Raw genomic sequence first — 24,527 nt, forward strand, 5'->3', positions numbered from 1 at the left:
GCGGCACGCGACCACGACTGCATCACTAAGCTAGAAAACGACATCGGCATTCTGAAGGAGTCATGCACATGAGCACTTCTGTGGTCCTCCCCGCGCTCGGCGAGAGCGTCACCGAGGGAACGGTCACCCGCTGGCTCAAGAAGGTCGGCGACACCGTACAGGCGGACGAAGGACTGCTGGAGATCTCGACCGACAAGGTCGACACCGAGATCCCTTCGCCGGTCAGCGGCGTGATCGAGGAGATCCTGGTTCAGGAGGATGAGACCGTCGAAGTCGGCGCCGTCCTCGCCAAGATCGGCGAGCCCGGCGCGGCACCCGCGTCGGATGACGCTCCCTCGGATGCCGAACACCCCGCCGCAGAGGAATCGCCCGCTCCTGACGCTGCGGCCGCTCCCGAGACTGCCGCTCCTGAGGCTGCCGCTGCCGAAGCGCCCGCCGAGACGGAGGCGCCCGCGCCCGCCGCCGGGTCGGCGGAAGGAAAGGACGTCGTCCTGCCCGAACTCGGTGAGAGCGTGACCGAAGGCACAGTCACCCGCTGGCTCAAGAAGGTCGGCGACAGCGTCGAGGTCGACGAGGCACTCCTGGAGATCTCGACCGACAAGGTCGACACCGAGATCCCATCGCCGTTCAGCGGCGTGCTCCAGGAGATCCTGGTGGGCGAAGACGAGACCGTGGCCGTCGGCTCGCCGCTCGCGCGGATCGGCGACAGCGCTACAGCTCCCGCCGCCTCCGAAGCGCCCGCGGAGTCCCAAGCCCCGGCTGCTGCCGAACCGGAGCCCGCCGCGCCCGCTCCCGCCGCTGCTCCCGCGCAACCCGCACCGGCACCTGCCGCCGCAGCTCCTGCGCCGACTGCCGCGGCTCCTGCGCCCGCTGCCGCGGCTCCTGCGCCCGCTGCCGCGGCCCCGGCACCCGCTGCCGCAGCTCCTGCTCCGGCAGCGGCAGACGACTCCGACGTCTCCGCGTACGTGACGCCCCTCGTGCGCCGCCTCGCCCAGCAGCAGGGCGTCGATCTCGCGACCGTGTCGGGCACCGGGGTGGGCGGCCGGATCCGCAAGGAGGACGTCCTCAAGGCCGCCGAGGCCGCATCCGCGCCTGCTGCGGCTGCGCCATCAGCCGCGCCCGCACCCGCTGCGGTCGAGGTGTCTCCGCTGCGAGGGACGACCCAGCCGATGTCGCGCCTGCGCAAGGTGCTCGCGGAGCGCGCGGTCGCCTCGATGCAGGCCACCGCTCAGCTCACGACGGTCGTCGAGGTCGACGTCACCAAGCTCGCGAACTACCGCGACACCGTGAAGGCCGAGTTCCTGACGAAGACGGGCGACAAGCTGTCGTTCCTGCCCTTCTTCGCGCTGGCGGCGGCCGAGGCGCTCCAGGCGAACCCCGTGATCAACGCGACCGTGGACGGCGATCAGATCGTCTACCCCGCCACGGAGAACCTCTCGATCGCGGTCGACACGGAGCGCGGGCTCCTGACTCCGGTGCTCCGCGATGCGGCGTCCAAGAACCTGGCGCAGATCGCGCACGAGATCGCCGACCTCGCCGCGCGCACCCGCAACAACAAGCTGAAGCCCGACGAGCTCGGGGGCGGCACGTTCACGCTCACCAACACCGGATCGCGCGGCGCGCTGTTCGACACGCCGGTCGTCTTCCTCCCGCAGTCGGCGATCCTCGGAACCGGGGTGGTCGTCAAGCGCCCGGGTCTGGTCTCGGTCGACGGCAAGGACGCGATCGCGATCCGCTCGTACGTGTACCTCGCCCTCTCCTACGACCACCGCATCGTCGACGGCGCGGACGCCGCGCGCTTCCTCGGCGCGGTCAAGAAGCGCCTCGAGGATGCCTCGTTCGACGGGAACCTCGGCATCTGAGTGACGTCACTGCTCCGCGACGTCGTACACGTCGCGGAGCAGCCAACGGTCGTCGTCCTGAACGATGACGACCAGTTGAGACGTAATCGCAGAGGCAACTGCATCCACTCGCGCCACGGCGACTCCCCCGAACTCGTCCAGCAGGGTCAATGAGCGCTCGTCCGGAGCGAGGTCGACGACTCCGGGCGGAAACCGACCGGCGCCTGCTTCGATCACGGCCTCCAGGCACGTCGGGTCCCCCGCGCAGTCGATCCGCGCGGTGAGGAGCGTCCCGGTGATCGAAATGAGGTCGACCGCCTCCTCCGCAGACGGGGAGGTCGCCGAGGCGTCCATGCCCGTCGGCGTCGATGTCGGCGACGAGGCCGGGTCCGCGGCCGCGCTCGATTCGGGTGAGGCGATCGCCGAATCCGCTCCGGCGGTCGCGGGGCCTCCGGCGCCGGCGGGCCAGACCAGACCGCCGACGAGGATCGCACCCGCGACTCCTCCGGCGACCAGCCACGGTCGGCGACCGCCGCTTCGCCGCGTCCGCATCGCGCGCCACACGCCCGTGGTGGTCCGGGACACCAGATCCGCCCAGTCCGCGTCCAGATGACGCGAGAGCGTGAGTGGCCACGGCGACTCCGCGGGCTCGAGCGGTTCGGCGTCGGGCTCCGTCGCCATCGGCAGGCGATGGCGCGCTCGTCGCGGCCCGAACGTCGTCGTTGCGAGCGGAAGCGGATCGGCTGCCGCGAAGAGCATCTCCTCGCGTCGACCCAGCTCGCGTGAGCGCCTGCGAGGGTCGGTGACCGCGTCCGGTGCGTCGCGCAGAGCGTCCGCGAGCATAGGGACATCGGTCGCGATGCGATCGAGCAGCACGAAGGTGTGGGACTCGAGGCTCATAGCGCCCCGGTCAGTCGCGAGCACGGGCCTGCCGGCCTCGGTGAGCCACCACTCCCCGCGGACATCGTCGGCCAGCCCCGGCAGCTCGCCGAGTCCGCGCATGAGGCTCACCGCCAGGGTGACCCCCTCGCCCGGCGTCAGGTCGGACCCGCCCGATGCGCGTCGTGTCAGGAACTCCTCGACGCGCTCGGTGCACACCGGCAGGAGCACGTCGTGTCCGTCGGTCCGGCGAAGCACATCCACTGGGGTGAGCACATGCCCCGAGGACGCTGCATCCCACCCTGTCCATTCAGGTCCGAGCAGCGCGGCGTCCACAGCCAGGACCGTCTCACCGGTCGGACCGCTGATGAGTGCACCCGCCCACGGGGCCTCCGATCCGGCAGTGATCAGACGGACGACGCGGTATCCGCGCCGCAGCCGATCCTCCGCGCTGTTGGTCACACCTCGAGCGTGGTCGCGTGCGCCGCGATCGAACGGGCACCCCGGCGACCTGTGGAGCGACGTCGCGGGTCGCCCGCTGGGGAGGAGCGGTTCGACCGCACGCGGAAAGGTAGGCTGGTGCCATGGCAGCACGCAGTACCGCGCCCGAGAAGCGGCCCGGGTTCTTCTCTCAGATCCGCACCCTGTTCACCTTCACCCAGAAGGCGTATCCGTGGCTGCCGTGGCTTCTGGCGGGAATCCTGCTCGCGGGCATCGGTCTGGGCGTCGCCGTCGGCTTCCTCCTTCCTCCCGTCGCGCTGTGGAGCATCATCCTGTGGGGCGTCACGGGTCTCATGCTCGGCATCCTCGGCTCGCTCATGGTGATGACGCGGCTGTCGACGACCGCGATGTACAAGCAGATCGACGGGATGCCGGGCGCTGCGGGTCATGTCATGTCGACGTCACTGGGCCGCAACTGGCAATCCAGCGACATGCCCGTCGGCGTGAACCCGAAGACGCAGGAAGCCGTCTATCGCGCGGTGGGTCGAGGCGGCGTGGTCATCGTGGGCGAGGGTGCGCGAGGACGACTCACGCGCCTCGTGAACGATGAGCGCTCCAAGGCGCAGCGCGTCGCCACCGGCGTTCCGGTGCACGTCTTCTACGTCGGCCACGGCCAGGACGAAGTGCCGATCGCGAAGCTGTCCTCCACGATCAAGTCGCTTCCGAAGAAGATCGACCGGGCCACGATGGCCGCCGTGATCAAGCGGCTGAGCTCGGTGTCGCAGTCGCTGGCCTCGCTGCCGATCCCGAAGGGCATCGACCCGACGAAGGCGCGCGCGCCGCGACCGCGCTGATCGCTCTGACTGCGCGTCAGGCGCGGACGAGCACGGTGCCCGCGGCCCTGTCGTGGAGTCCTCGCTGATCCGCATCCCAGATCACGGCGGGGATCACGATGATCAGCAGTGCCGTGCGGATGATCGGTCGCCACAGCCCCACCCACGATCCGTCCACCCGAATGACCCGCATCCCGAGGATGCGATGCCCCGGGCTGCCCTGCAGGGTCGGGATGAAGACGATCTGGATCAGCGCGAAGATCGCCAGGATCGCGAGCGGGTCCCAGCCGAAGAAGCCGGAGATCAGGTAGGCCGCTCCGTAGTCGATGAACAGCGCGGCGACGCGTCGTCCGAGGCGCGCGATGGAGCCGGCTCCGGTCTGCGGAAGGCCCAGTCGTTCACCGGGAAAGCTCTGCGCGTCGGCGGTCACCGATCCAGCGTAACCAGGTGCGCGTAACATGCCGGAAACAATGGTGTCACTGCCGGGCAATGCCCTCCGGGTACGGTTCGAGGAAGCCCGCGCGCGGGCGGCAGTTCCCGATGCCCTAACTCTGGAGCCTTCATGTTCAAAGATTCATCCGAGGTGCTCAAGTACATCAAGGACGAGGACGTCAAGTTCCTCGACATCCGTTTCACGGATCTTCCCGGTGTGCAGCAGCACTTCAACATTCCGGCCTCGACCGTCGACGAGGAGTTCTTCACCGTCGGCCAGCTGTTCGACGGCTCCTCGATCCGTGGATTCGCGAACATCCACGAGTCCGACATGCAGCTCATCCCTGACGTGTCGACCGCCTACCTCGACCAGTTCCGTGAGGCGAAGACCCTCATCATGGTCTTCGACATCTACAACCCCCGCACCGGTGAGATCTACTCGAAGGATCCGCGTCAGGTCGCCAAGAAGGCCGAGAAGTACCTCGCGTCGACCGGAATCGCAGACACGGCGTTCTTCGCCCCCGAGGCGGAGTTCTACATCTTCGACGACGTGCGCTTCGAGGTGAAGCAGAACGCGAGCTACTACTACGTCGATTCCGAAGAGGGTGCGTGGAACAGCGGTCGTGAGGAAGAAGGCGGAAACCTCGCCAACAAGACCCCGTACAAGGGCGGCTACTTCCCGGTCAGCCCGGTCGACAAGCAGGCCGACCTGCGCGATGACATCAGCCTCAAGCTGATCGAGGCCGGCCTCATCCTGGAGCGCGCGCACCACGAGGTGGGCACCGGCGGCCAGGCCGAGATCAACTACCGCTTCGACACGATGGTCCACGCGGCCGACGACATCCTGAAGTTCAAGTACATCGTCAAGAACACGGCAGAGCAGTGGGGCAAGACGGCGACCTTCATGCCGAAGCCGCTGTTCGGCGATAACGGCTCGGGCATGCACACGCATCAGTCGCTGTGGCTCGAGGGCAAGCCCCTCTTCTACGATGAGGCCGGCTACGGCGGTCTGTCCGACCTCGCCCGGTGGTACATCGGCGGTCTGCTCGCGCACGCTCCCGCCGTGCTCGCGTTCACGAATCCGACGATGAACAGTTACAAGCGCCTGGTCAAGGGCTACGAGGCCCCCGTCAACCTGGTCTACTCGGCGGGCAACCGCTCGGCGGCCATCCGCATCCCGATCACGGGCTCCAACCCGAAGGCCAAGCGCATCGAGTTCCGCGCGCCGGACGCCTCGGGCAACCCCTACCTGGCCTTCGCGGCGCAGATGATGGCGGGCCTCGACGGCATCAAGAACCGTATCGAGCCGCACGAGCCCGTCGACAAGGACCTGTACGAGCTTCCGCCCGAGGAGGCCAAGAACATCCCGCAGGTGCCGAACTCGCTGCTGGACTCGCTCGACGCCCTCGCAGCCGACCACGAGTTCCTGCTCGCGGGCGGCGTGTTCACGCCCGAGCTCATCGAGACGTGGATCGAGTACAAGATCGAGAACGAGATCAAGCCCATCGCGGCTCGCCCTCACCCGTTCGAGTACGAGCTGTACTACGGCGTCTGAGAATCGTCATCGAGAAGGGGTCCCGCCACGGCGGGGCCCCTTCTTCGTGCTCGCGCTCCGACGACTCGGGGTTCTCGGCGCTCAGCCGTAGAACAGGCGCTCGAAGACCCGCCGCGCACGGCGGGTGGTCCCGAGATAGTCCTCTTCGACCTGCGTCGCCGACCGGGGCGGGTAGCCGAGCAGGCGGCCGATGCCGTCCAGCCGCTTGCGGTCGGTCGGCAGCACATCGCTGGTCTGGCCCGACAGGAGCGTGTTGGCCGACCGCAGGCGGCTCGCCAGGCGCCACGCCTCGGCGAGCCGGTCGGCCGATGACTCGGCGACCAATCCGGCGTCCTGGGCAGCGCGAAGCGCACCGAGGGTCGATGTCGTGCGCATGCCCGGGACCCGATGCGCATGCTCGAGCTGCAGCAGCTGCACGAGCCACTCCACATCACTGAGCGATCCGGGTCCGAGTTTGAGGTGACGGCTGGGATCGGCGCCCTGCGGCAGTCGCTCGTTCTCGACGCGCGCCTTGATCCGCTTGATCTCGCGCAGTCCCTGCGGGTCGACGGATGCCGGATACCGGACGTCGTCGGCCAATGACGTGAACGCGCGGACGAGCTTCACGCTGCCTGCGACGCCACGAGCACGCAGCAGCGCCTGCGCCTCCCACGAGAGCGACCAGCGGTGGTAGTACTCGCCGTACGCGGCGAGCGACCGGGCGACCGGACCGTTCCGGCCCTCCGGCCTCAGACCTGCGTCGAGGTCGAGCGGGACGCGCTGGTCCTCGGAGTGCTTCCGCAGGCCGGCGACGATCTGCAGCGAGAGCTCATGCGCCCGCTGGGCGTCGACCCCGTTCGGCTGATACACGTACATCACGTCGGCATCCGACCCGAAGCCGAGCTCCGCGCCGCCGAACCGTCCCATCGCGATGACCGAGAAGTCCAGCGCGGCATCCTCCGCGGGCACGATCTCGCGCCGCACGGCGCGAAGCGTCGCCTGGATCGTGACTTCGGTGACGGTCGTCAGTGCGGTCGCGACCTCCTCGATCGTCGACATGCCGAGGATCGCGGACATCGCTATCCGCAGCAGCTCGCGCCTGCGCAGTGCGCGGACGGAGCGCATCGCGTCATCGATCGTCTCGTGACGGGACTGGATCGCGCGCGCCTCCTCCTGCAGGGCGACTCCCGTACGGGGCCGGAGCAGTTCGGGGTCGTCCAGCCACGCGGCGGATTCGGGGATCCACTCCATGAGCTCACCGACGTAGCGCGAACTGGACAGCACACGCGTGAGGCTCTCCGCCGCCCCGGATGAGTCGCGCAGCATGCGCAGGAACCACGGTGTGCTGCCGAGCCGCTCGCTGATGCGACGGAACGCGAGCAGGCCGTAGTCGGGATCGACGCCGTCGGCGAACCAGCGGATCATGACGGGCATGAGGTGGCGCTGGATGGTCGCGCCTCGGCTCAGCCCGTTCGTGAGCGCGGCGATGTGGCGGAGCGCCCCCACGGGGTCCATGAACCCGATCGCCGCGAGACGGTCGTGCGCCTGCGCGGGCGAGAGCGAGCGCTCCTCCGCCGGAAGCGCGGCGACCGCGGAGAGCAGGGGGCGGTAGAAGAGGCGGACGTGGATGTCACGGACCTCGCGCTTGACCTTCTCCCACGTCTCCCACACCTTCTCGCCCGACTCCGCGATCCCCGATGCGCGCGCCAGAACGCGCAGTTCGTCGGGGCGCGCGGGCATGAGGTGCGTGCGGCGCAGGTGCCGCAGCTGGACCCGGTGCTCCAGCAGCCGCAGCACGCGATAGTCGTGCGAGAAGGTCCCCGCCTCCGCCCGGCCGATGTAGCCCTGCTCGACGAGCGCGTCGAGCGCCTCGAGGGTGCCGCGCTGACGGATCCGGTCATCCGACAGCCCGTGCACGAGCTGGAGCAGCTGCACGGTGAACTCGATGTCGCGGATGCCGCCGGGTCCGAGCTTCAGCTGGTAGGGCACCTCGCCCGCCGGGATGTGCTCGGTCACACGTTCGCGCATCCGCTGCACGCTGTCCACGAAGTTCTCGCGAGCGGCACTCGTCCAGATCTTGGGCTGCACGGCCCGCACGTACGCGTCGCCGAGCTCGGCGTCTCCGGCGATCGGGCGCGCCTTCAGCAGCGCCTGGAACTCCCAGCTCTTGGCCCAGCGGTCGTAGTACGACAGATGGGACTCGAGCGTGCGCACGAGCGCTCCCTGCTTGCCCTCGGGCCTGAGGTTCGCGTCGACCTCCCAGAGCGGAGGCTCGATCTCGACCCCCGATATGCCTCGCATCGTCTGGACCGCGAGGCGCGTCGCGATGTCGACGATCCGGCTCTCGCCGATCTCGTCGACCAGCCCGTCATCTGATCCGGCGACGAAGATGACGTCCACATCGCTCACGTAGTTCAGCTCGCGCGCACCGGTCTTCCCCATCCCGATCACCGCGAGCCGCGTCGCCGCGACGTGCGCTCGGTCGAACAGTCCGACCCCGGCTCCCCCGGACGAGACCCTGGTCCGTGCGACGCACAGCGACGCCTCCAGGGCCGCTCCAGCAGCATCCGCCAAGCTCGCCGCGACGGCCGCGAGCCCCTCCACGGGCGCGTCGCTCAGCAGATCGTATGCCGCGATGGCCGCGAGGAGCCGGCGGTATCGCACCCGGAGGGCGACCCACGACGCGTCGCTCGCGTCGGCGGAGAACCCGTCCTCCGCGCCGACCGAGGCGAGCAGGGTCGCGCGCATCTCCTCGCCCGTCGGAAGGGATGGGCCGGCGCCGCCGAGATGGGTGAGCTCCTCGGGATGACGGAGGTAGAAATCGGCGAACCCCGTCGACGCGCCGAGCAGGGCCCACAGGGCCCGCCAACCGCCGGGCTCATCATGAAGCGAGCGGAGGGATGCCGCGTCCCGGCGCGCGATCCGGGTCAGCGCCGACACGGCGGAATCCGGATCCGCGGCTCGAGAGGCGGGAGCGATCAGCGAGTCCCTGGCGACCCCGAGGAGGTCTTCGAGTTCGACGAGCTCGGCCTCGGCCTCGGCGAGGCGACTGAACCCGATCCGTGCGAGGTGGGTGAGTGACTGCGACCGTTCGCTCGTGGACATCGTCTCGCGCGCGAGCTCAGAGCATCTCGAGGTTGCTCTTCAGCTCGAAGTGGGTGACCTGCGACCGGTACTCCTGCCACTCCTTGCGCTTGTTCAGCAGCACGTAGTTGAAGACCTGCTCGCCGAGCGTCTCGGCGACCAGTTCGGACTCCTCCATGTACTCCAGCGCGTGGTCGAGGCTCGCAGGCAGCGGTGCGTAGCCGAGCGCGCGACGCTCGGCATCCGTGAGCGACCACACGTTGTCCTCGGCCTCGGGCGGCAGTTCGTAGCCCTCTTCGATCCCCTTGAGCCCGGCAGCCAGCATGAGCGCGAACGCCAGGTACGGATTCGCGGCGGAATCCAGGGCACGGTACTCGACGCGCGAGGACTGCCCCTTGTTGGGCTTGTACATCGGGACGCGCACCAGCGCCGAGCGGTTGTTGTGGCCCCACGTGATGAAGCTCGGCGCCTCGTCTCCGCCCCAGAGGCGCTTGTAGGAGTTGACGAACTGATTGGTCACGGCCGAGATCTCGCCGGCATGACGCAGCAGCCCGGCGATGAAGTGGCGTCCCGTCTTGGAGAGCTGGTAGGTCGCACCTTCCTCGTAGAACGCGTTGACGTCGCCCTCGAAGAGCGACATGTGCGTGTGCATGCCGCTGCCGGGCTTGCCGCCCAGCGGCTTCGGCATGAACGTCGCGTACACGCCCTGCTCGATCGCGACCTCTTTGATCACGGTGCGGAAGGTCATGATGTTGTCGGCCGTCGCCAGGGCGTCGGCGTACCGCAGGTCGATCTCGTTCTGACCGGGTCCGCCCTCGTGGTGGCTGAATTCGACGGAGATGCCGAGGTCCTCGAGCATCCGCACCGAGCGTCGACGGAAGTCGTGCGCCGTGCCGCCGGGCACGTTGTCGAAGTAGCCTGCCGAATCGACCGGCTCAGGGCCGTCCGGTCCGAACGACGACGACTTCAGCAGGTAGAACTCGATCTCGGGGTGCGTGTAGAACGTGAAGCCGGCATCGGCGGCCTTCGCGAGCGATCGCTTGAGCACATGGCGCGGGTCCGCGACGGCGGGCTGGCCGTCGGGTGTGGTGATGTCGCAGAACATGCGCGCCGTGGGATCGATCTCACCGCGCCACGGGAGGATCTGGAACGTCGTCGGGTCGGGGTGCGCGAGCAGGTCCGACTCGTAGGAGCGCGTCAGGCCTTCGATCGCAGAGCCGTCGAAGCCCAGACCTTCGCTGAATGCGCCTTCGACCTCGGCCGGGGCGATCGCCACCGACTTGAGCGTGCCGATCACATCGGTGAACCAGAGCCGCACGAACTTGACGCCCCGCTCCTCGATCGTGCGCAGAACGAAGTCACGCTGCTTGTCCATCGAATCCCCTTCGGTCCCGGCGCGCGGCCGGGGTCAGTTCTCGTCGTTTTCGAGCGGCTCGGCCGGCGGCGCGGAGCTCGGCGCGTCGTCGCGCCGGTCCTCCTCGGCCCAGGCGCGCGAACGCTCGCGAATGATCTCGGGGGCGCGGGCAGCCTCTTCGGCAGTGTCGAAGGGGCCCGCACGATCGACGTGCGGAGACACATAGCCGTGCTCCACCTCACCCGTCGTGAGGTTGTACCAGTACTTCTCGGCGTCCCCGCTCACGTCCCGCTCCTCTCGTGATCCCCGAATCCGTCGAAGGGTTCACTCGCTCGATCCTACTGACCGGCCGCGCGCTCCTGGATAGGCTGGCCCCATGGCAACGGACAAGACCCGCGCAGTCGGTGTGGACATCGGCGGAACCGGCATCAAGGCAGCGATCGTCGACCTCGAGGCTGGGACGCTCCTGAGCGATCGGATCAAGGTCGCCACGCCGGCCGGGGCCGAGCCGAAGGACGTGCTCGCGGCGGTCCTGAAGGTCCTCGAGACGCTCGGCGTCCTCGACGATGCGATCCCCCTCGGTGTCGCGTTCCCCGCAATCGTCAAGTCCGGCCGCACCCTGTCTGCCGCCAACGTCTCGCAGAAGTGGATCGGATTCGAAGCCGAGAGGTTCTTCGAAGAGGGCCTGGGGCGTGACATCCATTTCGCGAACGACGCCGACGTCGCCGGGGTCGCCGAGATGCGCTACGGAGCCGCCCGGGGTGTCGGGGGCCTGACGATCCTCACCACGCTGGGCACCGGCATCGGCTCCGCGATGATCTACAACGGGGTTCTGGTGCCCAACTCGGAGCTCGGTCACCTGCAGCGCGCGAAGCACGGCAAGGACTTCGAGGCGTTCGCGGCATACTCCGCGATGGAGCGTGACGCCCTGGATTGGAACGAGTGGGCCAAGCGCCTGCAGGTCTATTACAGCCACGTCGAGTTCCTCTTCACGCCCGACCTGTTCATCGTCGGCGGCGGCGTCTCCAAGCACGCCGACTCGTTCCTGCCGCTGCTGAAGCTGAACACGCCGATCGTGCCGGCCGTGCACCGGAACAACGCCGGAATCATCGGGGCCGCCGCGCTGGCTCTCGACTGACCGGCGACCACGAGACCTCAACCGGCGCCCGAGACTGCGGGTGTCCGCCACGCTCTCGGGGCGCGGATGCAGTCTCGGTGGCACGAGAGGGCGAATGGGCCGGCCTGTACGCCGGGTTCTGTCCGGGGGCCGAAGCCCCGTGGACGGTCATCTCTCTCGGCGACACGTTGCCGTGCCGCTCCAGCGGCCTACCCGAGGACTCGGCGAGCCGCGTCAACATCCTCTGTCTGGCCTTGCTCCGGGCGAGGTTTACCTTGCGGGTCGTGTCACCACGACCCCGGTGGTCTCTTACACCGCCGTTTCACCCTTACCCCGGCCGAAGCCGAGGCGGTCTGTTCTCTGTGGCACTGTCTCGCGGATCGCTCCGGGTGGGTGTTACCCACCGCCCTGCCCTGTGGAGCCCGGACGTTCCTCGGCGCTGCGCGGCGAACCGCGAGCGACGCGACCGTCCAGCCGACCCATTCGCGGAGCCGAGTCTAGTCTCGCGGCCTGAACGCGGCCGGCGCGATGAGCCCGGTCAGTCCTTCTCCGCGCTCTCGGAGATGCGCAGCTCCAGCGGGAAGTCGATCGGGAAGTCGCCGAACAGAAGGCGCCCGGCCGCGGCCGCCGCCTCGCGCACCGCGCTTGCGGCCGCCTCCGCGTGCTCCTCGGGGGCATGGACGATCACCTCGTCGTGAAGGAAGAACGCCAGGTGCGGACGCGTCGAGAAGATCGGACCGGAGCGCGGCGCGGCATCCGCGTCGCCGACCGGCGCGATGGCGGCCAGTCGGCCGCGCAGATCGGCCATCCAGGCGAGCGCCCATTCCGCCGCCGTGCCCTGCACGACGAAGTTCCGCGTGAATCTGCCCCGATCGCGCGCCCATCGGCGGGCCCGGGTCTCGTCGACCCCGGATGCGTCCACATCGCTCGCGCGCGACTGCGCCTCGTGCCACGTGGAGGACGGCGGGGGCGAGCTGCGGCCCAGCCAGGTCGAGACGACACCGCCGTTCTCGCCGGTCCGCGCGGCGTCGTCCACGAGCGCCATCGCGCGGGGGAAGGTGCGCCGAAGCCCGGGAACGAGCCGTCCGCTGTCACCGGTGGTCGCGCCGTACATCGCGCCGAGCATCGCGATCTTGGCCTCGGAGCGCAGCGCGACCGCGCCCGTCTCGACGATCCCGGCGTAGAGATCCTTTCCCCGGGCCGCATCGGCCAAGGCCTCGTCGCGAGCCATCGCGGCGAGCACTCGCGGCTCCAGCTGCGCCACATCGGCGATCACCAGCCGCCAGCCGGGGTCGGCCCGCACTGCCGCGCGCAGCTGACGAGGAAGCTGCAGCGCGCCGCCGCCGGACGAGGCCCACCTTCCCGTCACGACGCCACCGGGGACGTACACGGGCCGGAATCGACCCTCGTGCACCCATTCGGCCAGCCATGCCCACCCGTTCGCAGACACCAGTCGCGACAGCTTCTTGTACTCGAGAAGGGGTTCGATGACGGGATGCCGATATTCGGCGAGCTCCCACCTGCTGGTGGATTCGACCAGGATGCCCGCTCGATGCAGCGAGCGCAGCAGCTTGGGCTGGGAATCCAGGCTTGCGACCGGGTCGCCGAGCGCGGCCCGCACCCTGGCTGCCGCGTCTTCGAGCTTCTCGGGCGTGCCGCCTCCCACGGGTCGCCGGCCCAGCACGTCGGTGAGGATCGCATCGTGGGTCGGTGCATCCCACGGCAGCCCGGCGGCGCGCAGCTCCACCGCGATGAGGGCGCCGGCCGATTCGGCGGCCGCGAGCAGGCGGAGCCGCCCGGGATCCTCCGATCCGTCGATCGCCTCGCGCTGGCGCGCGAACTCGGCGACGGCTTCATCGACATCCTCGGGTGGGCCGCTCGGCTCATCCTCGGATGAGCCGAGCTCGAACAGGGCGGGTGCGGACTCGGCGCCTGCGACGAAGGGTGCCGCGTCCCAGGCGGAGGCGACCCGCACCGGCGCATGCGCGGCGACCAGCTCGGAGTCGCGGAGGATCGCGTGACACAGGCGCAGGTCATGGCATCGACCGATGCGCACGCCGGCGGCGAGCAGGTCGGCGTACCACCGCGGAGCGTCACTCCACACCCAGCGCACCGCTGCCGCGGTCTCGAGCGCTCCGACCCAGGCGGGCAGATCAGGGACGGGAAGGGTCATCCGGTCGAGTTCGGCACCGTCTGCGCCGAGCGTGACGGCCGTGACGCGCCCCTCGACCCGGCCGAGGACGACCCAGCTCGCGCCGTCAGTCCTGTCCACCGTCGAGGTCCCGGCGGAAGCTCTCTCGTCGATCCATGGACTCGTTGGCGGCAGCATCCGCGCGCTTGTTCTCGAGTCTCGGCACCCACTCGAACGAGACATCACGGCCTTCGATGAGCGTTCTCGCCTTCGCCGCCAGCTGCTGCATGTCGGGGTGTTTGATCTTCCACCGCCCGGTCATCTGCTCGACGATGAGCTTCGAGTCCAGCCGTACGTGGACGGATGCCGCCGGGTCGAGCTGGACCGCGGCATCGAGTCCCGCGATCAGGCCGCTGTACTCCGCGACGTTGTTGCTGGCGACGCCGACGTACACGCCGATCTCGCTGAGCACGGCACCGGACGCATCGTCGATCACGACCGCTCCCCCGGCGGCGATCCCGGGATTGCCGCGCGAGCCCCCGTCCGCTTCGACGACCAGGCGCCGGGTCACAGACCGGATTCCTCCGTGCGGACCAGGATGCAGCCGCATTCGGGGCAGGTGACGACGGCGTCCTCGGCAGCGAGGCGGACGGTCTGCATGTCGGTGCCGGCGAGCACCATCCGGCATCCCTCGCACGTGCCACGGCGCAGCAGGGCGGCTCCTGAGCTGCGCGCAGCGACGCGTTCGTAGTACGCGAGCAGATCCGCTGCGATGATGCCGGCCACGGCCGACCTGTCCCGTGTCGCGCCCTCGAACGCTGTGGTCGCCTCGGCGACGACGCGCTTGGCTTCGGCGCTGAGCGCAGCCCCCTCGGCATTGGTCTCCGCGATCAGCGCCTCCTGCTCGGCGACGGCGGAATCGGCCGCTTCGAGACGCTCCATGATCTCGAGCTCGGCATCCTCGAGGTCGCTCTTGCGACGCGCGAGCGATCCCAGCTCGCTCTCCAGACCCTGGGCCTCCTTCACGTTGCTCGTCGATGCGAGCCGCTCGGTGTCCCGGGTGCGGCGTGCGTCGACCAGGGCCACATCGGACTCGACGCGCGACAGGTCCGCGCGCAGATCATCGCGCACTCCGAGGCGTGTGGTGAGCTCCTGCGCGAGCTCATGGCGGCGCGCGATCAGCGCCTGGACGCGCTCGGCCTGCGGGGGGTTGCGGCGCGCGGCGTCCGCCTTGCGGATGCGGGTGTCCAGGTCGGCGACCTCGAGGAGTCGGCGCTGATCCGAGGGGGTGGCGTTCACGCGTCCCAACCTACCTCGCGTGATCCGGTGGCCGGATGCGGTGGGCCCTGCCGGGATCGAACCGACGACATCCACGGTGTAAACGTGGCGCTCTACCAGCTGAGCTAAAGGCCCCTCGGGTCCGAGTCTAGAGCCACCGCATCGGCGTCGCGCGGGCCGGGGACTCGCTAGGCTGAGTGACGGTGCATTGTGCATGGCGAACAAAGCCTGCGCCGCATCGCATGCGATTACCTGGCACGATCTGCCAGACGACGAAAGGTCTTCCGTGACTGTCCACGACCAGGATCCGTACTCTCAGGGCACCCTCGACAGCGATCCCGACGAGACGGCCGAGTGGCAGGAATCCCTCGAGCAGCTCGTCGCCGCGAAAGGCCACGGCCGCGGGCGCGAGATCATGCTCAGCCTGCTGAGGCGCTCCAAGGATCTGCACCTCGGTGTGCCGATGGTGCCGACGACCGATTACATCAACACGATCGCCCCGGAGAACGAGCCGGACTTCCCCGGCGACGAGGAGATCGAGCGCCGCTACCGGGCGTGGATCCGCTGGAACGCCGCCGTCACCGTCCACCGGGCGCAGCGCCCGGGAATCGGCGTCGGCGGACACATCTCGACGTACGCCTCCTCCGCCGCCTTGTACGAGGTCGGCTTCAACCACTTCTTCCGCGGCGCGGACCACGCTTCCGGCGGCGACCAGATCTTCGTCCAGGGGCACGCCTCCCCCGGCACCTACGCGCGCGCGTTCCTCGAGGGACGGCTCACCGAGGCGCAGCTCGACGGGTTCCGCCAGGAGAAGTCTGCGGCGCCGAACGGCATTCCCTCCTACCCGCATCCGCGCCTCATGCCGGACTTCTGGCAGTTCCCGACCGTGTCGATGGGCCTCGGCCCGATCAACGCGATCTATCAGGCGATGACCAACAAGTACCTCACCAACCGCGGCATCAAGGACGTCTCGGACTCCCACGTCTGGGCGTTCCTCGGCGATGGGGAGATGGACGAGGTCGAGAGCCGCGGTCAGCTCCAGGTCGCGGCGAACGAGGGTCTGGACAACCTCACGTTCGTGGTCAACGCGAACCTGCAGCGACTGGACGGTCCGGTCCGAGGCAACGGCAAGATCATCCAGGAGCTGGAGAGCTTCTTCCGCGGCGCCGGCTGGAACGTGATCAAGGTCGTGTGGGGCCGCGAATGGGACGAGCTCCTCGCCCGCGACACCGACGGTGCGCTGCTGAACCTCATGAACGTCACGCCCGACGGCGACTACCAGACGTACAAGACGGAGAGCGGCGCGTACGTCCGTGAGAACTTCTTCGGGCGCGACGAGCGCGCCCTCGCGCTGGTGAAGGACTACACCGACGACCAGATCTGGGGCCTCAAGCGCGGCGGACACGACTACCGCAAGGTGTATGCGGCCTACAAGGCGGCCGTCGAGCACAAGGGCCAGCCCACCGTGATCATCGCGAAGACGATCAAGGGATACGGTCTCGGCAAGCACTTCGAGGGTCGCAACGCCACTCACCAGATGAAGAAGATGACCCTCGAGGACCTCAAGCACTTCCGCGACGAGATGCACATCCCGATCTCGGACGGTCAGCTCGAGGAGAACCCGTACCTGCCCCCGTACTTCAACCCGGGCCAGCAGGACGAGACCATCCAGTACCTGATGGAGCGCCGGCGTGCGCTGGGAGGGTTCGTCCCCTCCCGCCGCTCGACGCACGTCGGCCTGACGCTCCCTGACGACTCCGCGTACTCGCAGCCGAAGAAGGGCTCGGGCACTCAGGAGATCGCCACCACCATGGCGTTCGTCCGGCTGCTGAAGGACCTGCTGCGCTCGAAGGACTTCGGCCACCGCATCGTGCCGATCATCCCCGATGAGGCGCGGACGTTCGGCATGGACGCCTTCTTCCCGACGGCGAAGATCTACAACCCGAACGGGCAGCACTACACGTCCGTCGACCGCGAGCTCCTCCTGGCGTACAAGGAGAGCCCGCAGGGGCAGATCCTGCACGTCGGCATCAACGAGGCGGGCGCCCTGGCCGCGTTCACCGGTGTCGGGACGTCGTATTCCACGCACGGCGAGCCGCTCATCCCGGTCTACATCTTCTATTCGATGTTCGGGTTCCAGCGCACCGGCGACGCCCAGTGGGCAGCCGGCGATCAGATGGCGCGCGGCTTCATCATCGGCGCGACCGCCGGTCGCACCACGCTGACCGGTGAAGGACTGCAGCACGCGGATGGGCACTCGCACCTGCTGGCGGCGACCAATCCCGCGACGATCTCCTACGATCCGGCGTACGGCTACGAGATCGCGCACATCGTGCGCGCCGGTCTCGACCGCATGTACGGCGGGCAGCACCCCGACCCGAACGTCATGTACTACCTCACGGTCTACAACGAGCCGCTCGTGCACCCCGCCGAGCCGGCCGATGTCGACGTCGACGGCATCGTGCGTGGCATCCACCGCATCTCCGTCGGGGAGGGCGATGGTCCGCGCGCGCAGCTGATGGCATCCGGTGTCGGCGTGCCGTGGGCGCTGGAGGCGCAGCAGCTGCTGAAGGACGACTGGGGTGTGATCGCGGACGTCTGGTCGGTCACGTCATGGACCGAGCTGCGCCGCGACGGCCTCGCCGCCGACCAGCACAACTTCCTGCACCCCGACGACGAGCCGCGCACCGCGTACATCTCCGACAAGCTCCGGGATGCCGAGGGTCCGGTCGTCGCCGTCAGTGACTTCATGCACGCAGTGCAGGACCAGATCCGCCCGTGGGTGCCGAACCGCTTCGCGACGCTCGGAGCCGACGGCTTCGGCTTCTCCGACACGCGCCCGGCCGCCCGACGCTTCTTCAAGATCGACGGTCCGTCCGTCGTGGTCCGCACCCTGCAGTCGCTCGCGGAGGACGGCGTGGTCGACCGGTCGCTCGCCGCACAGGCGATCGAGAAGTACCGCCTGCACGATGTGACCGCCGGCACCAGCGGAAACGCGGGCGGCGAGAGCTGACCGCAGGAATGGTCTCCCGTCCCGCTCAGATGGACAAGCCCGAAACGCTCGCCTGGCTGCGGCGGATCTCGGGCGATCTGGCGAGCGCGACGATCAAGCGTCTCGAGGACACCCTCCCCTGGTACGCGGAGATGCCGCCGGCCAGGCGTTCGGCGGTCGGACTGGTCGCCCAGGCCGGCATCTCGTCGTTCATCCAGTGGTACGACGACCCGACGTCGACGCCCTGGATCGCCGCCGACATTTTCGCCGCCGCGCCCCGTGAGCTGTTGCGCAGCGTCAGCCTGACGCAGACCCTCCAGCTCATCCGCGTCACGGTCGAAGTCACCGAGGAGCGGCTCGTCGGCAAGGGCGACGACCTCCGCGAAGGCATCCTGCTCTACTCCCGAGATGTCGCCTTCGCCGCCGCGGATGTGTATGCCCGGGCCGCCGAGGCGAGGGGCCTGTGGGACGCGCGTCTCGAGGCCCTGGTGGTTGATTCGATCCTGACCGGAGAGGCCGACGAGGAGTTGCCGAGCCGCATCGCCGCCCTCGGATGGCACGGCCACGGCGAGGTCGCGGTCCTGGTCGGGACGACTCCCCCGCTGTTCGACGTCGATCAGCTGCGCCGGAGCGCCCGCAAGCTCGGCGTCGACGTGCTGATCGGAGTGCAGGGTTCCCGTCTCGTCCTCGTTCTCGGCCGTGCTGAGCTGCCCGGCCGGACCGACGACGAACCCGAGCTGCCGTTCCCCGAGATCGCCAAGCGCCTCGAGCCCGGCTTCGGGCCCGGCTATCTCGTGCTCGGTCCGGCTGTGCCGGCCCTGGTCGATGCGAGTCAGAGCGCCCGCGCCTCCCTCGCGGGCTTCGCCGTCGCGCGCGCCTGGCGCAACGCGCCACGACCCGTCGAGGCAGACGACCTCCTTCCGGAGCGGGCACTGGCCGGCGACCCGCTCGCGAAGCAGACCCTCGTCGAGCGCATCTACCGTCCACTCCAGTCGCACAGCGCCGACCTGGTCACCACGCTGTGGAGCTATCTCGACAACGGACGATCCCTCGAGGCAACGGCGCGCGAGCTGTTCGTGCATCCGAACACCGTCCGCTACCGCCTCAAGCGCGTCTCGGACGTCATCGGATGGGACGCGACCGGCCCGCGCGAAGCACTCATCCTTCAGACTGCGCTCATCCTCGGCTCCATCGGCACCGACTCGACGCGCAGGAGACTCCCGTCCGCGCGACGCGCGACGCCGTGATCATGTACGGCGCGCACAAAGGCTGTGACGATTCTTGTGACGAGATCGCCAGAAGCCGTCGACTGATCCTTGGCAGGATGGGAAGGTGATCATCGCCGTCTTCCCCGGGCAGGGTTCGCAGACCCCTGGGTTCCTCGCCCCCTGGCTGCAGCTCGACGGCGCAGCCGACCGTCTTGCGGCCTACTCCGAATGGTCGGGTGTGGACCTGATCGCGGCCGGAACGGAGTGGGACGCGGACCGGATTCGGGACACCCAGGTCGCGCAGCCGCTGATCGTGGCCGCGAGCCTGCTCTCGTGGGGAGCGCTCGGCGATCGCAGCCGCATCGCCGGGGTGGCGGGTCATTCCGTCGGAGAGTTCGCCGCGGCCGCCGCAGCGGGCGTGCTCACCGAGGAGGACGCGCTTCGACTCGTCGGCATCCGCGGCCGCGCGATGGCGCAGGCGGCGGCAGCCGAGCGGACCGGAATGAGCGCAATCATCGGCGGGGATGAGGCGGCCAACGTCGCCCGACTGGACGAGCTCGGCCTCACTCCCGCGAACTACAACGGCGGCGGCCAGCTCGTCGCCGCGGGCGCCCTGGACGCCCTTCAGACGCTTGCTGCCGAGCCGCCTGCCGGGACCCGGGTGATCCCCCTGCAGGTCGCCGGCGCCTTCCACACCCGATACATGGGCTCCGCCGTGGACGCCCTCCGGCAGGCTGCCGCGACCGTCGCCCCCGCCGATCCAGCCGTGACGATCTGGTCGAACTCGGACGGTTCCGGCGTCGCCGCAGGCGCCGAGTTCCTCGACCTGCTCGTGGACCAGGTGGCCTCGCCGGTGCGATGGGACCTCTGCATGGCGTCCTTCGGGGCGGACGGCGTCACCGGCATCGTCGAGCTCTCCCCCGCAGGCACGCTCGTCGGCCTCGCCAAGCGCGCGCTTCGCGGCGTGCCGAGCGTCGCGGTCAAGACGCCCGATGATCTTCCTGCCGCACAGTCGCTCCTGAGCGGCGTCGACGCATGACCGGAGACACCGAATGACTCGCATGCTGATCCAGCCGACCGGGCCCGCCCACACGCGCATCTACTCCTATGGCGCCGCGCGAGGTGAGGTGTTCGTCCCCAACGACGACCTCATCGGTCCGATCGACTCGAGCGACGAGTGGATCCGGCAGCGGACGGGCATCGTCACACGCACACGCGCACTTCCTGAGACCACGGCCATCGAACTGGCGACGGATGCGGCCGCCGAGGCGATCGCACGTTCGGGCATCGAGCCGCAGCAGGTCGACGCGGTGATCGTCGCGACGATCAGCAACCCCAAGCAGACGCCCTCGGTCTCGGCGATCGTGGCCGACCGCATCGGCGCCAATCCCGCCGCGGCATACGACCTCAATGCCGCCTGCGCCGGCTTCGCCTACGGCGTGACGCAGGCGGACGCCCTGATCCGCGCCGGCGCCGCGAACTACGTCGTGGTGGTCGGCGCCGAGAAGCTCAGCGACGTCGTGGACCCCGCAGACCGGAGCATCTCGTTCCTGCTCGGCGACGGCGCCGGCGCCGTGGTGATCGGTCCCAGCGACACGCCCGGCATCGGGCCGACGGTATGGGGTTCGGACGGATCCAAGGCCGACGCGGTCGGCATGAACCACACGCTCAACGAGTTCCGCTACGGCCAGGCGCCGTGGCCGACCCTGCGGCAGGAGGGCCCGACCGTTTTCCGCTGGGCCGTCTGGGAGATGGTCAAGGTCGCACGTCAGGCGCTCGAAGCCGCGGGCGTCGAGGCATCCGACCTGGCCGCGTTCGTCCCGCACCAGGCGAACATGCGGATCATCGACGAGTTCGCCAAGCAGCTCGGCCTGCCCGAAACGGTCGTGATCGGCCGCGACATCGAGACCACCGGCAACACGTCTGCGGCATCCATCCCCCTCGCGACGCACCGATTGCTCGAGGAGCACCCGGAGCTGAGCGGCGGACTCGCGCTGCAGATCGGCTTCGGTGCCGGGCTGGTGTTCGGCGCGCAGGTCGTCGTCCTGCCCTGAAGCAGACGACCCCCGACTCTAGACTGAACAGGGCCCGACGGGCCACCCCCGAAGAACAGGAGAAACCATGGCATTCAGCAACGACGAGGTCCTCGCGGGACTCGCCGAGCTCATCACGGACGAGACCGGGATCTCGGCCGACGAGGTCGCCCTCGAGAAGTCGTTCACCGATGACCTCGACATCGACTCGATCTCGATGATGACGATCGTCGTCAATGCCGAGGAGAAGTTCGGCGTCACGATCCCCGACGACGAGGTCAAGAACCTCAAGACCGTCGGCGACGCCGTCACCTTCATCACGTCGAACCAGGCGTGAGCGCACTCCGGTGGGGGCCGGTCGGCCCCCACCGGCACACCGCGTAACCGTCGGCATCAGACACAAGGACTCCCGCATATGAGCACGTCTCGCATCGTCGTCACCGGGATCGGTGCCTCGTCGCCGATCGGCGGCACAGCCCCCGAGAGCTGGTCGGCACTGCTCGCCGGCACATCCGGCGCCAGCACTCTGGAGTACGACTGGGTCGAACAGTACGACCTGCCCGTGACCTTCGCCGCGGAGGCCGTCGTACGCCCTGACACCGTCCTCGAGCGCCCCGAGGCCAAGCGCCTCGATCCGGCTTCGCAGTTCGCGCTGGTCGCGGCACGCGAGGCATGGGCGGATGCCGGCGCCCCCGATGTCGAACCCGAACGGTTCGGCGTCGATTTCGCGACCGGAATCGGCGGCGTCTGGACGCTGCTGGACGCGTGGGACACGCTGCGGGAGAAGGGTCCTCGGCGCGTCATGCCGATGACGGTCCCGATGCTGATGCCGAACGCTGCGGCCGCCGCGGTTTCGATGCACCTCGGCGCCCGCGCCTACGCGCGCACCGTCGCATCGGCCTGTGCGTCGAGCACGGAGTCCATCGTGAACGCCCTCGAGCACCTGCGCCTGGGTCTTGCCGACGTCGTGATCGCCGGTGGCACCGAGTCGGCCATCCATCCGATCACCGTCGCATCGTTCGCGTCTATGCAGGCCCTGTCCAAGCGGAACGACGACCCGTCGCACGCGTCCCGGCCGTACAGCGTCGACCGGGACGGATTCGTCATGGGCGAGGGCGCGGCCGCGCTGGTGCTGGAGACCGAGGAGCACGCCCGTGCCCGTGGCGCCAAGATCTACGCCGCGGTCGTCGGCGGCGGCGTGACCGCCGATTCGTACCACATCACCGCGCCCGAGCCAGAGGGCCTCGGCGCGTCTCGGGCCGTGCGCCTCGCGCTGGAGGCGGCCGACGCGTCGGTCGATGACGTCACGCACATCAACGCGCACGCCACCTCGACGCCGACGGGCGACATCGCCGAGTACAAGGCGCTGCTGAGTGTCTTCGGCGACCGGCTGCACGAGATCCCGGTCTCGGCCACGAAGGCATCGACCGGGCATCTGCTCGGTGGAACCGGTGCGCTCGAGGCGATCTTCACGATCCTCGCCCTGCGCGAAGGCCAGGCGCCGCCGACGATCAACCTCACCACGCAGGACCCTGCGATCCCGCTTCGGATCTCCGGTTCGCCGATCCCCCTCGGCGATGCCCCGCAGCTCGCCATCAGCAACTCGTTCGGGTTCGGCGGTCACAACGCCGTGGTGGCGTTCTCCTCGGTCTGATCCGGCCCCATCCACGCACGAAGACGCCCCCGCTGTAAGCCTCAGCAGGGGCGTCTTCCGTCTCAGACGGTGATACGCGGTCTCGGCATCCGGGATTGTCGGCCTCCGACTGCCGGTAGTGACGCCTCAGCCATCTGTGTCCGGGAGTGCGCAAGTCTTGCGGCGCACGAGTTGGTCGCTGTTCATCAGCCGACCTTGTGGAGCCAGACGACCGATGCGTCGTCGCTCGCGTGGCGGAATGGCTCGAGCTCGTCGTCCCATGCGGCGCCGAGGGCCACCTGCAGCTCATGGTGCAGCTCGATCGGGTCGCCTGCCGCCACCTCCATCGCATAGCGGATCCGGTCCTCGCCGATCACGATGTTGCCGGCAGTGTCGGTCTGGGCGTAGTGGATGCCGAGGCCGGGCGTGTGCAGCCACCGACCGCCGTCGCTGCGGGGCGTGGGGTCCTCGCTCACTTCGAAGCGGAGGTGCTCCCAGCCGCGGATCGCCGTGGCCAGCGCCGCGCCCGTTCCGGCAGGACCCTCCCAGTAGAACTCAGCCCGACGGCTGCCTGTCAGCACGGGCTGGTCGGCCCAGTCGAAGCTCGTCGCGTGACCGAGGGCACGTCCGACCGCCCACTCCAGGTGGGGGCACAACGCGCGTGGCGCAGAGTGAATGTAGATCACTCCACGCGCCTGTGGTGCAGCCATGATCTCTCCGTTTCGTCAGGTGCGTCTTCCCCTACGACCTGAACTGGAGCTGCCTCATGGCTATGCGGTTGTGCTGTTCATTATCCCCACCCGGCGCGCGAATCACAAGCGTGTGATTCGGCGTTTCAGGCACCGACAGGCGAAGGGCGCACGACAGTGGTCCCGGTCTCATCGGACCGGGACCACTGACGTGCTGGTGCGGGGATCAGGCCTCGCTCATCGCGGTGACCGCCGCCTGGCCCTTCGCCGCGTAGAACGCCGCGCGGGCGGCATCCTTGCGGGCCTGCTCGATGTAGCCGGCCTCGAGGATCTCCTGGTCGACCGGGAAGTTCTCGACGTGGTTCACGCCGTGGTACTTCTCGATGTACGCGTCCAGCTCCGGACCGGAGGTCCACGAGGTGATCAGGTTGTACCGCGGCTCGCTGCCGACGTGCGTGGTCGCGTGCCAGAGGCGCTGCGTGTCGATGATGAGCTGAGCGCCGGCGGGCAGGGCGATCCGCACCTCGCCCGCGGGGTCGGTCCGGTTCTCGCGCAGGACGAAGAAGCTGTCCTTGTCATCCGTGAGGTTGAAGAAGCCGCGGACCACCCATCCGGTGCCGTCGGGGTTCAGGCGGTTGTTGTCATCCTGGTGGAGGTTGTAGAGCGTGTCGCCGTACGGAGTGGGCTGAAGTTCGATGACCCGGCAGCGGCCGACGTTGGCGCCGGGCTCCTGAGCGCGACGGGCGAGGTTCGGGGCCTTCGCGACCTGCGACTCGATCCAGACGCCGTCCTTGTCGGTGCGCGGCGGCTTGTGGTTCCAGAAGCCGTTGCACTCGATCTCTCCGAACGCGCTGGCGAGCGGGGCGAAGCGGGTGTCGCCGGAGGACTTCCAGTCGTTGTACTCGATGTCCAGCCATTCCTTGGGATCGAGATCCTGGTTGTACGGGTCGAGGACGACGTATCCGGTCTCTTCGAGCGCGGCGGATTTGATGTAACCCATGACGAATCATGCCTTTCGTAGAGGGCCAGCACGTTTTAACAGGCCCGA

Annotated in this window: 20 protein-coding genes, 1 tRNA gene and 1 other RNA gene; 10 read left to right on the forward strand and 12 right to left on the reverse strand. The window is 68.9% G+C overall.

What is annotated here, in order from left to right:
* Positions 1–68 precede the first annotated feature (68 nt).
* On the forward strand, positions 69–1,862 hold the full coding sequence (sucB, locus tag BM349_RS09665) for a 2-oxoglutarate dehydrogenase, E2 component, dihydrolipoamide succinyltransferase (RefSeq protein ID WP_091707234.1): 1,794 nt from the start codon (positions 69–71) through the stop codon (positions 1,860–1,862).
* A gap of 6 nt (positions 1,863–1,868) precedes the next feature.
* On the opposite strand, the gene BM349_RS09670 is transcribed toward sucB, so the two are convergent.
* Positions 1,869–3,182, reverse strand: a complete 1,314-nt coding sequence (locus tag BM349_RS09670) for a hypothetical protein (protein WP_091706613.1) — start codon at positions 3,180–3,182, stop codon at positions 1,869–1,871.
* Between the two features lie 122 nt (positions 3,183–3,304).
* Here BM349_RS09670 and BM349_RS09675 point away from each other — a divergent pair, with 122 nt between their 5' ends.
* Positions 3,305–4,015 (forward strand): DUF4191 family protein, encoded by a 711-nt coding sequence (locus tag BM349_RS09675; RefSeq protein ID WP_091706615.1) that lies wholly within the window; start codon positions 3,305–3,307, stop codon positions 4,013–4,015.
* 16 nt (positions 4,016–4,031) lie between these two features.
* On the opposite strand, the gene BM349_RS09680 is transcribed toward BM349_RS09675, so the two are convergent.
* Positions 4,032–4,424: an RDD family protein gene (locus tag BM349_RS09680; protein ID WP_254773808.1), complete on the reverse strand. Its 393-nt coding sequence runs from the start codon at positions 4,422–4,424 to the stop codon at positions 4,032–4,034.
* 132 nt (positions 4,425–4,556) lie between these two features.
* Between BM349_RS09680 and glnA (BM349_RS09685) the strand changes: the two genes are divergently transcribed.
* Positions 4,557–5,981: a type I glutamate--ammonia ligase gene (gene glnA / locus BM349_RS09685; RefSeq protein WP_091706619.1), complete on the forward strand. Its 1,425-nt coding sequence runs from the start codon at positions 4,557–4,559 to the stop codon at positions 5,979–5,981.
* A gap of 81 nt (positions 5,982–6,062) precedes the next feature.
* Here the strand turns inward: glnA (BM349_RS09685) and BM349_RS09690 are convergent, their stop codons facing one another.
* From BM349_RS09690 to BM349_RS09700, 3 genes are read right to left on the reverse strand one after another with little or no spacing between them, the layout of a single operon-like run.
* Positions 6,063–9,065, reverse strand: a complete 3,003-nt coding sequence (locus tag BM349_RS09690) for a bifunctional [glutamine synthetase] adenylyltransferase/[glutamine synthetase]-adenylyl-L-tyrosine phosphorylase (protein ID WP_091706621.1) — start codon at positions 9,063–9,065, stop codon at positions 6,063–6,065.
* Positions 9,066–9,081: 16 nt separating this feature from the next.
* The gene (glnA, locus tag BM349_RS09695; RefSeq protein ID WP_091706623.1) at positions 9,082–10,419 is read right to left on the reverse strand and encodes a type I glutamate--ammonia ligase; all 1,338 of its coding nucleotides are present in this window, start codon (positions 10,417–10,419) and stop codon (positions 9,082–9,084) included.
* 33 nt (positions 10,420–10,452) lie between these two features.
* Entirely contained in the window at positions 10,453–10,683 is a 231-nt protein-coding gene (locus BM349_RS09700; RefSeq protein WP_091706626.1) for a hypothetical protein, read from the reverse strand.
* 91 nt (positions 10,684–10,774) lie between these two features.
* Between BM349_RS09700 and ppgK the strand changes: the two genes are divergently transcribed.
* Positions 10,775–11,536, forward strand: a complete 762-nt coding sequence (ppgK, locus tag BM349_RS09705; protein ID WP_091706629.1) for a polyphosphate--glucose phosphotransferase — start codon at positions 10,775–10,777, stop codon at positions 11,534–11,536.
* A gap of 91 nt (positions 11,537–11,627) precedes the next feature.
* On the opposite strand, the gene rnpB is transcribed toward ppgK, so the two are convergent.
* The 5 genes from rnpB to BM349_RS09730 form a co-directional block, all read right to left on the reverse strand.
* Positions 11,628–11,997: RNase P RNA component class A (rnpB, locus tag BM349_RS09710), an RNA gene on the reverse strand.
* Positions 11,998–12,053: 56 nt separating this feature from the next.
* Positions 12,054–13,787 carry a bifunctional 3'-5' exonuclease/DNA polymerase gene (locus BM349_RS09715; RefSeq protein ID WP_254773809.1) on the reverse strand — a complete coding sequence of 578 codons (1,734 nt, stop codon included), beginning with the start codon at positions 13,785–13,787 and terminating at the stop codon, positions 12,054–12,056.
* Positions 13,774–14,217, reverse strand: coding sequence for a reverse transcriptase-like protein (locus tag BM349_RS09720; protein WP_254773810.1), 444 nt, complete (start codon positions 14,215–14,217; stop codon positions 13,774–13,776). The genes BM349_RS09715 and BM349_RS09720 overlap by 14 nt, the downstream gene beginning before the upstream one ends.
* The gene (locus BM349_RS09725) at positions 14,214–14,945 is read right to left on the reverse strand and encodes a zinc ribbon domain-containing protein (RefSeq protein WP_091706637.1); all 732 of its coding nucleotides are present in this window, start codon (positions 14,943–14,945) and stop codon (positions 14,214–14,216) included. Before BM349_RS09725 ends, BM349_RS09720 begins: the two co-directional genes overlap by 4 nt.
* A 41-nt stretch (positions 14,946–14,986) precedes the next feature.
* Positions 14,987–15,059 (reverse strand) — tRNA-Val (locus tag BM349_RS09730).
* Between the two features lie 151 nt (positions 15,060–15,210).
* Between BM349_RS09730 and aceE the strand changes: the two genes are divergently transcribed.
* From aceE to BM349_RS09760, 6 genes are all read left to right on the forward strand, one after another.
* Complete coding sequence (gene aceE, locus BM349_RS09735) at positions 15,211–17,937, forward strand: pyruvate dehydrogenase (acetyl-transferring), homodimeric type (protein WP_091706639.1); 2,727 nt, start codon at positions 15,211–15,213, stop codon at positions 17,935–17,937.
* 29 nt (positions 17,938–17,966) lie between these two features.
* Positions 17,967–19,163 (forward strand): PucR family transcriptional regulator, encoded by a 1,197-nt coding sequence (locus BM349_RS09740; RefSeq protein WP_254773811.1) that lies wholly within the window; start codon positions 17,967–17,969, stop codon positions 19,161–19,163.
* Between the two features lie 85 nt (positions 19,164–19,248).
* Positions 19,249–20,163 (forward strand): ACP S-malonyltransferase, encoded by a 915-nt coding sequence (locus BM349_RS09745; RefSeq protein WP_091706644.1) that lies wholly within the window; start codon positions 19,249–19,251, stop codon positions 20,161–20,163.
* A gap of 13 nt (positions 20,164–20,176) precedes the next feature.
* Positions 20,177–21,178, forward strand: a complete 1,002-nt coding sequence (locus BM349_RS09750; RefSeq protein ID WP_091706646.1) for a beta-ketoacyl-ACP synthase III — start codon at positions 20,177–20,179, stop codon at positions 21,176–21,178.
* Between the two features lie 67 nt (positions 21,179–21,245).
* A complete protein-coding gene (locus BM349_RS09755) occupies positions 21,246–21,494 on the forward strand; it encodes an acyl carrier protein (RefSeq protein WP_091706648.1) in 249 nt (82 codons plus the stop codon).
* A 78-nt stretch (positions 21,495–21,572) separates the two neighbouring features.
* The gene (locus tag BM349_RS09760; protein ID WP_091706650.1) at positions 21,573–22,811 is read left to right on the forward strand and encodes a beta-ketoacyl-[acyl-carrier-protein] synthase family protein; all 1,239 of its coding nucleotides are present in this window, start codon (positions 21,573–21,575) and stop codon (positions 22,809–22,811) included.
* 185 nt (positions 22,812–22,996) lie between these two features.
* Here BM349_RS09760 and BM349_RS09765 read toward each other — a convergent pair whose 3' ends face one another.
* Together BM349_RS09765 and BM349_RS09770 are read right to left on the reverse strand one after the other, a co-directional pair.
* Positions 22,997–23,500: a DUF3145 domain-containing protein gene (locus BM349_RS09765; RefSeq protein ID WP_091706652.1), complete on the reverse strand. Its 504-nt coding sequence runs from the start codon at positions 23,498–23,500 to the stop codon at positions 22,997–22,999.
* A 205-nt stretch (positions 23,501–23,705) separates the two neighbouring features.
* Entirely contained in the window at positions 23,706–24,479 is a 774-nt protein-coding gene (locus BM349_RS09770; protein WP_091706654.1) for a hypothetical protein, read from the reverse strand.
* Between the last annotated feature and the right edge of the window lie 48 nt (positions 24,480–24,527).

It is taken from the genome of Microbacterium sp. cf046, from assembly GCF_900114345.1.
Classification (GTDB): domain Bacteria; phylum Actinomycetota; class Actinomycetes; order Actinomycetales; family Microbacteriaceae; genus Microbacterium.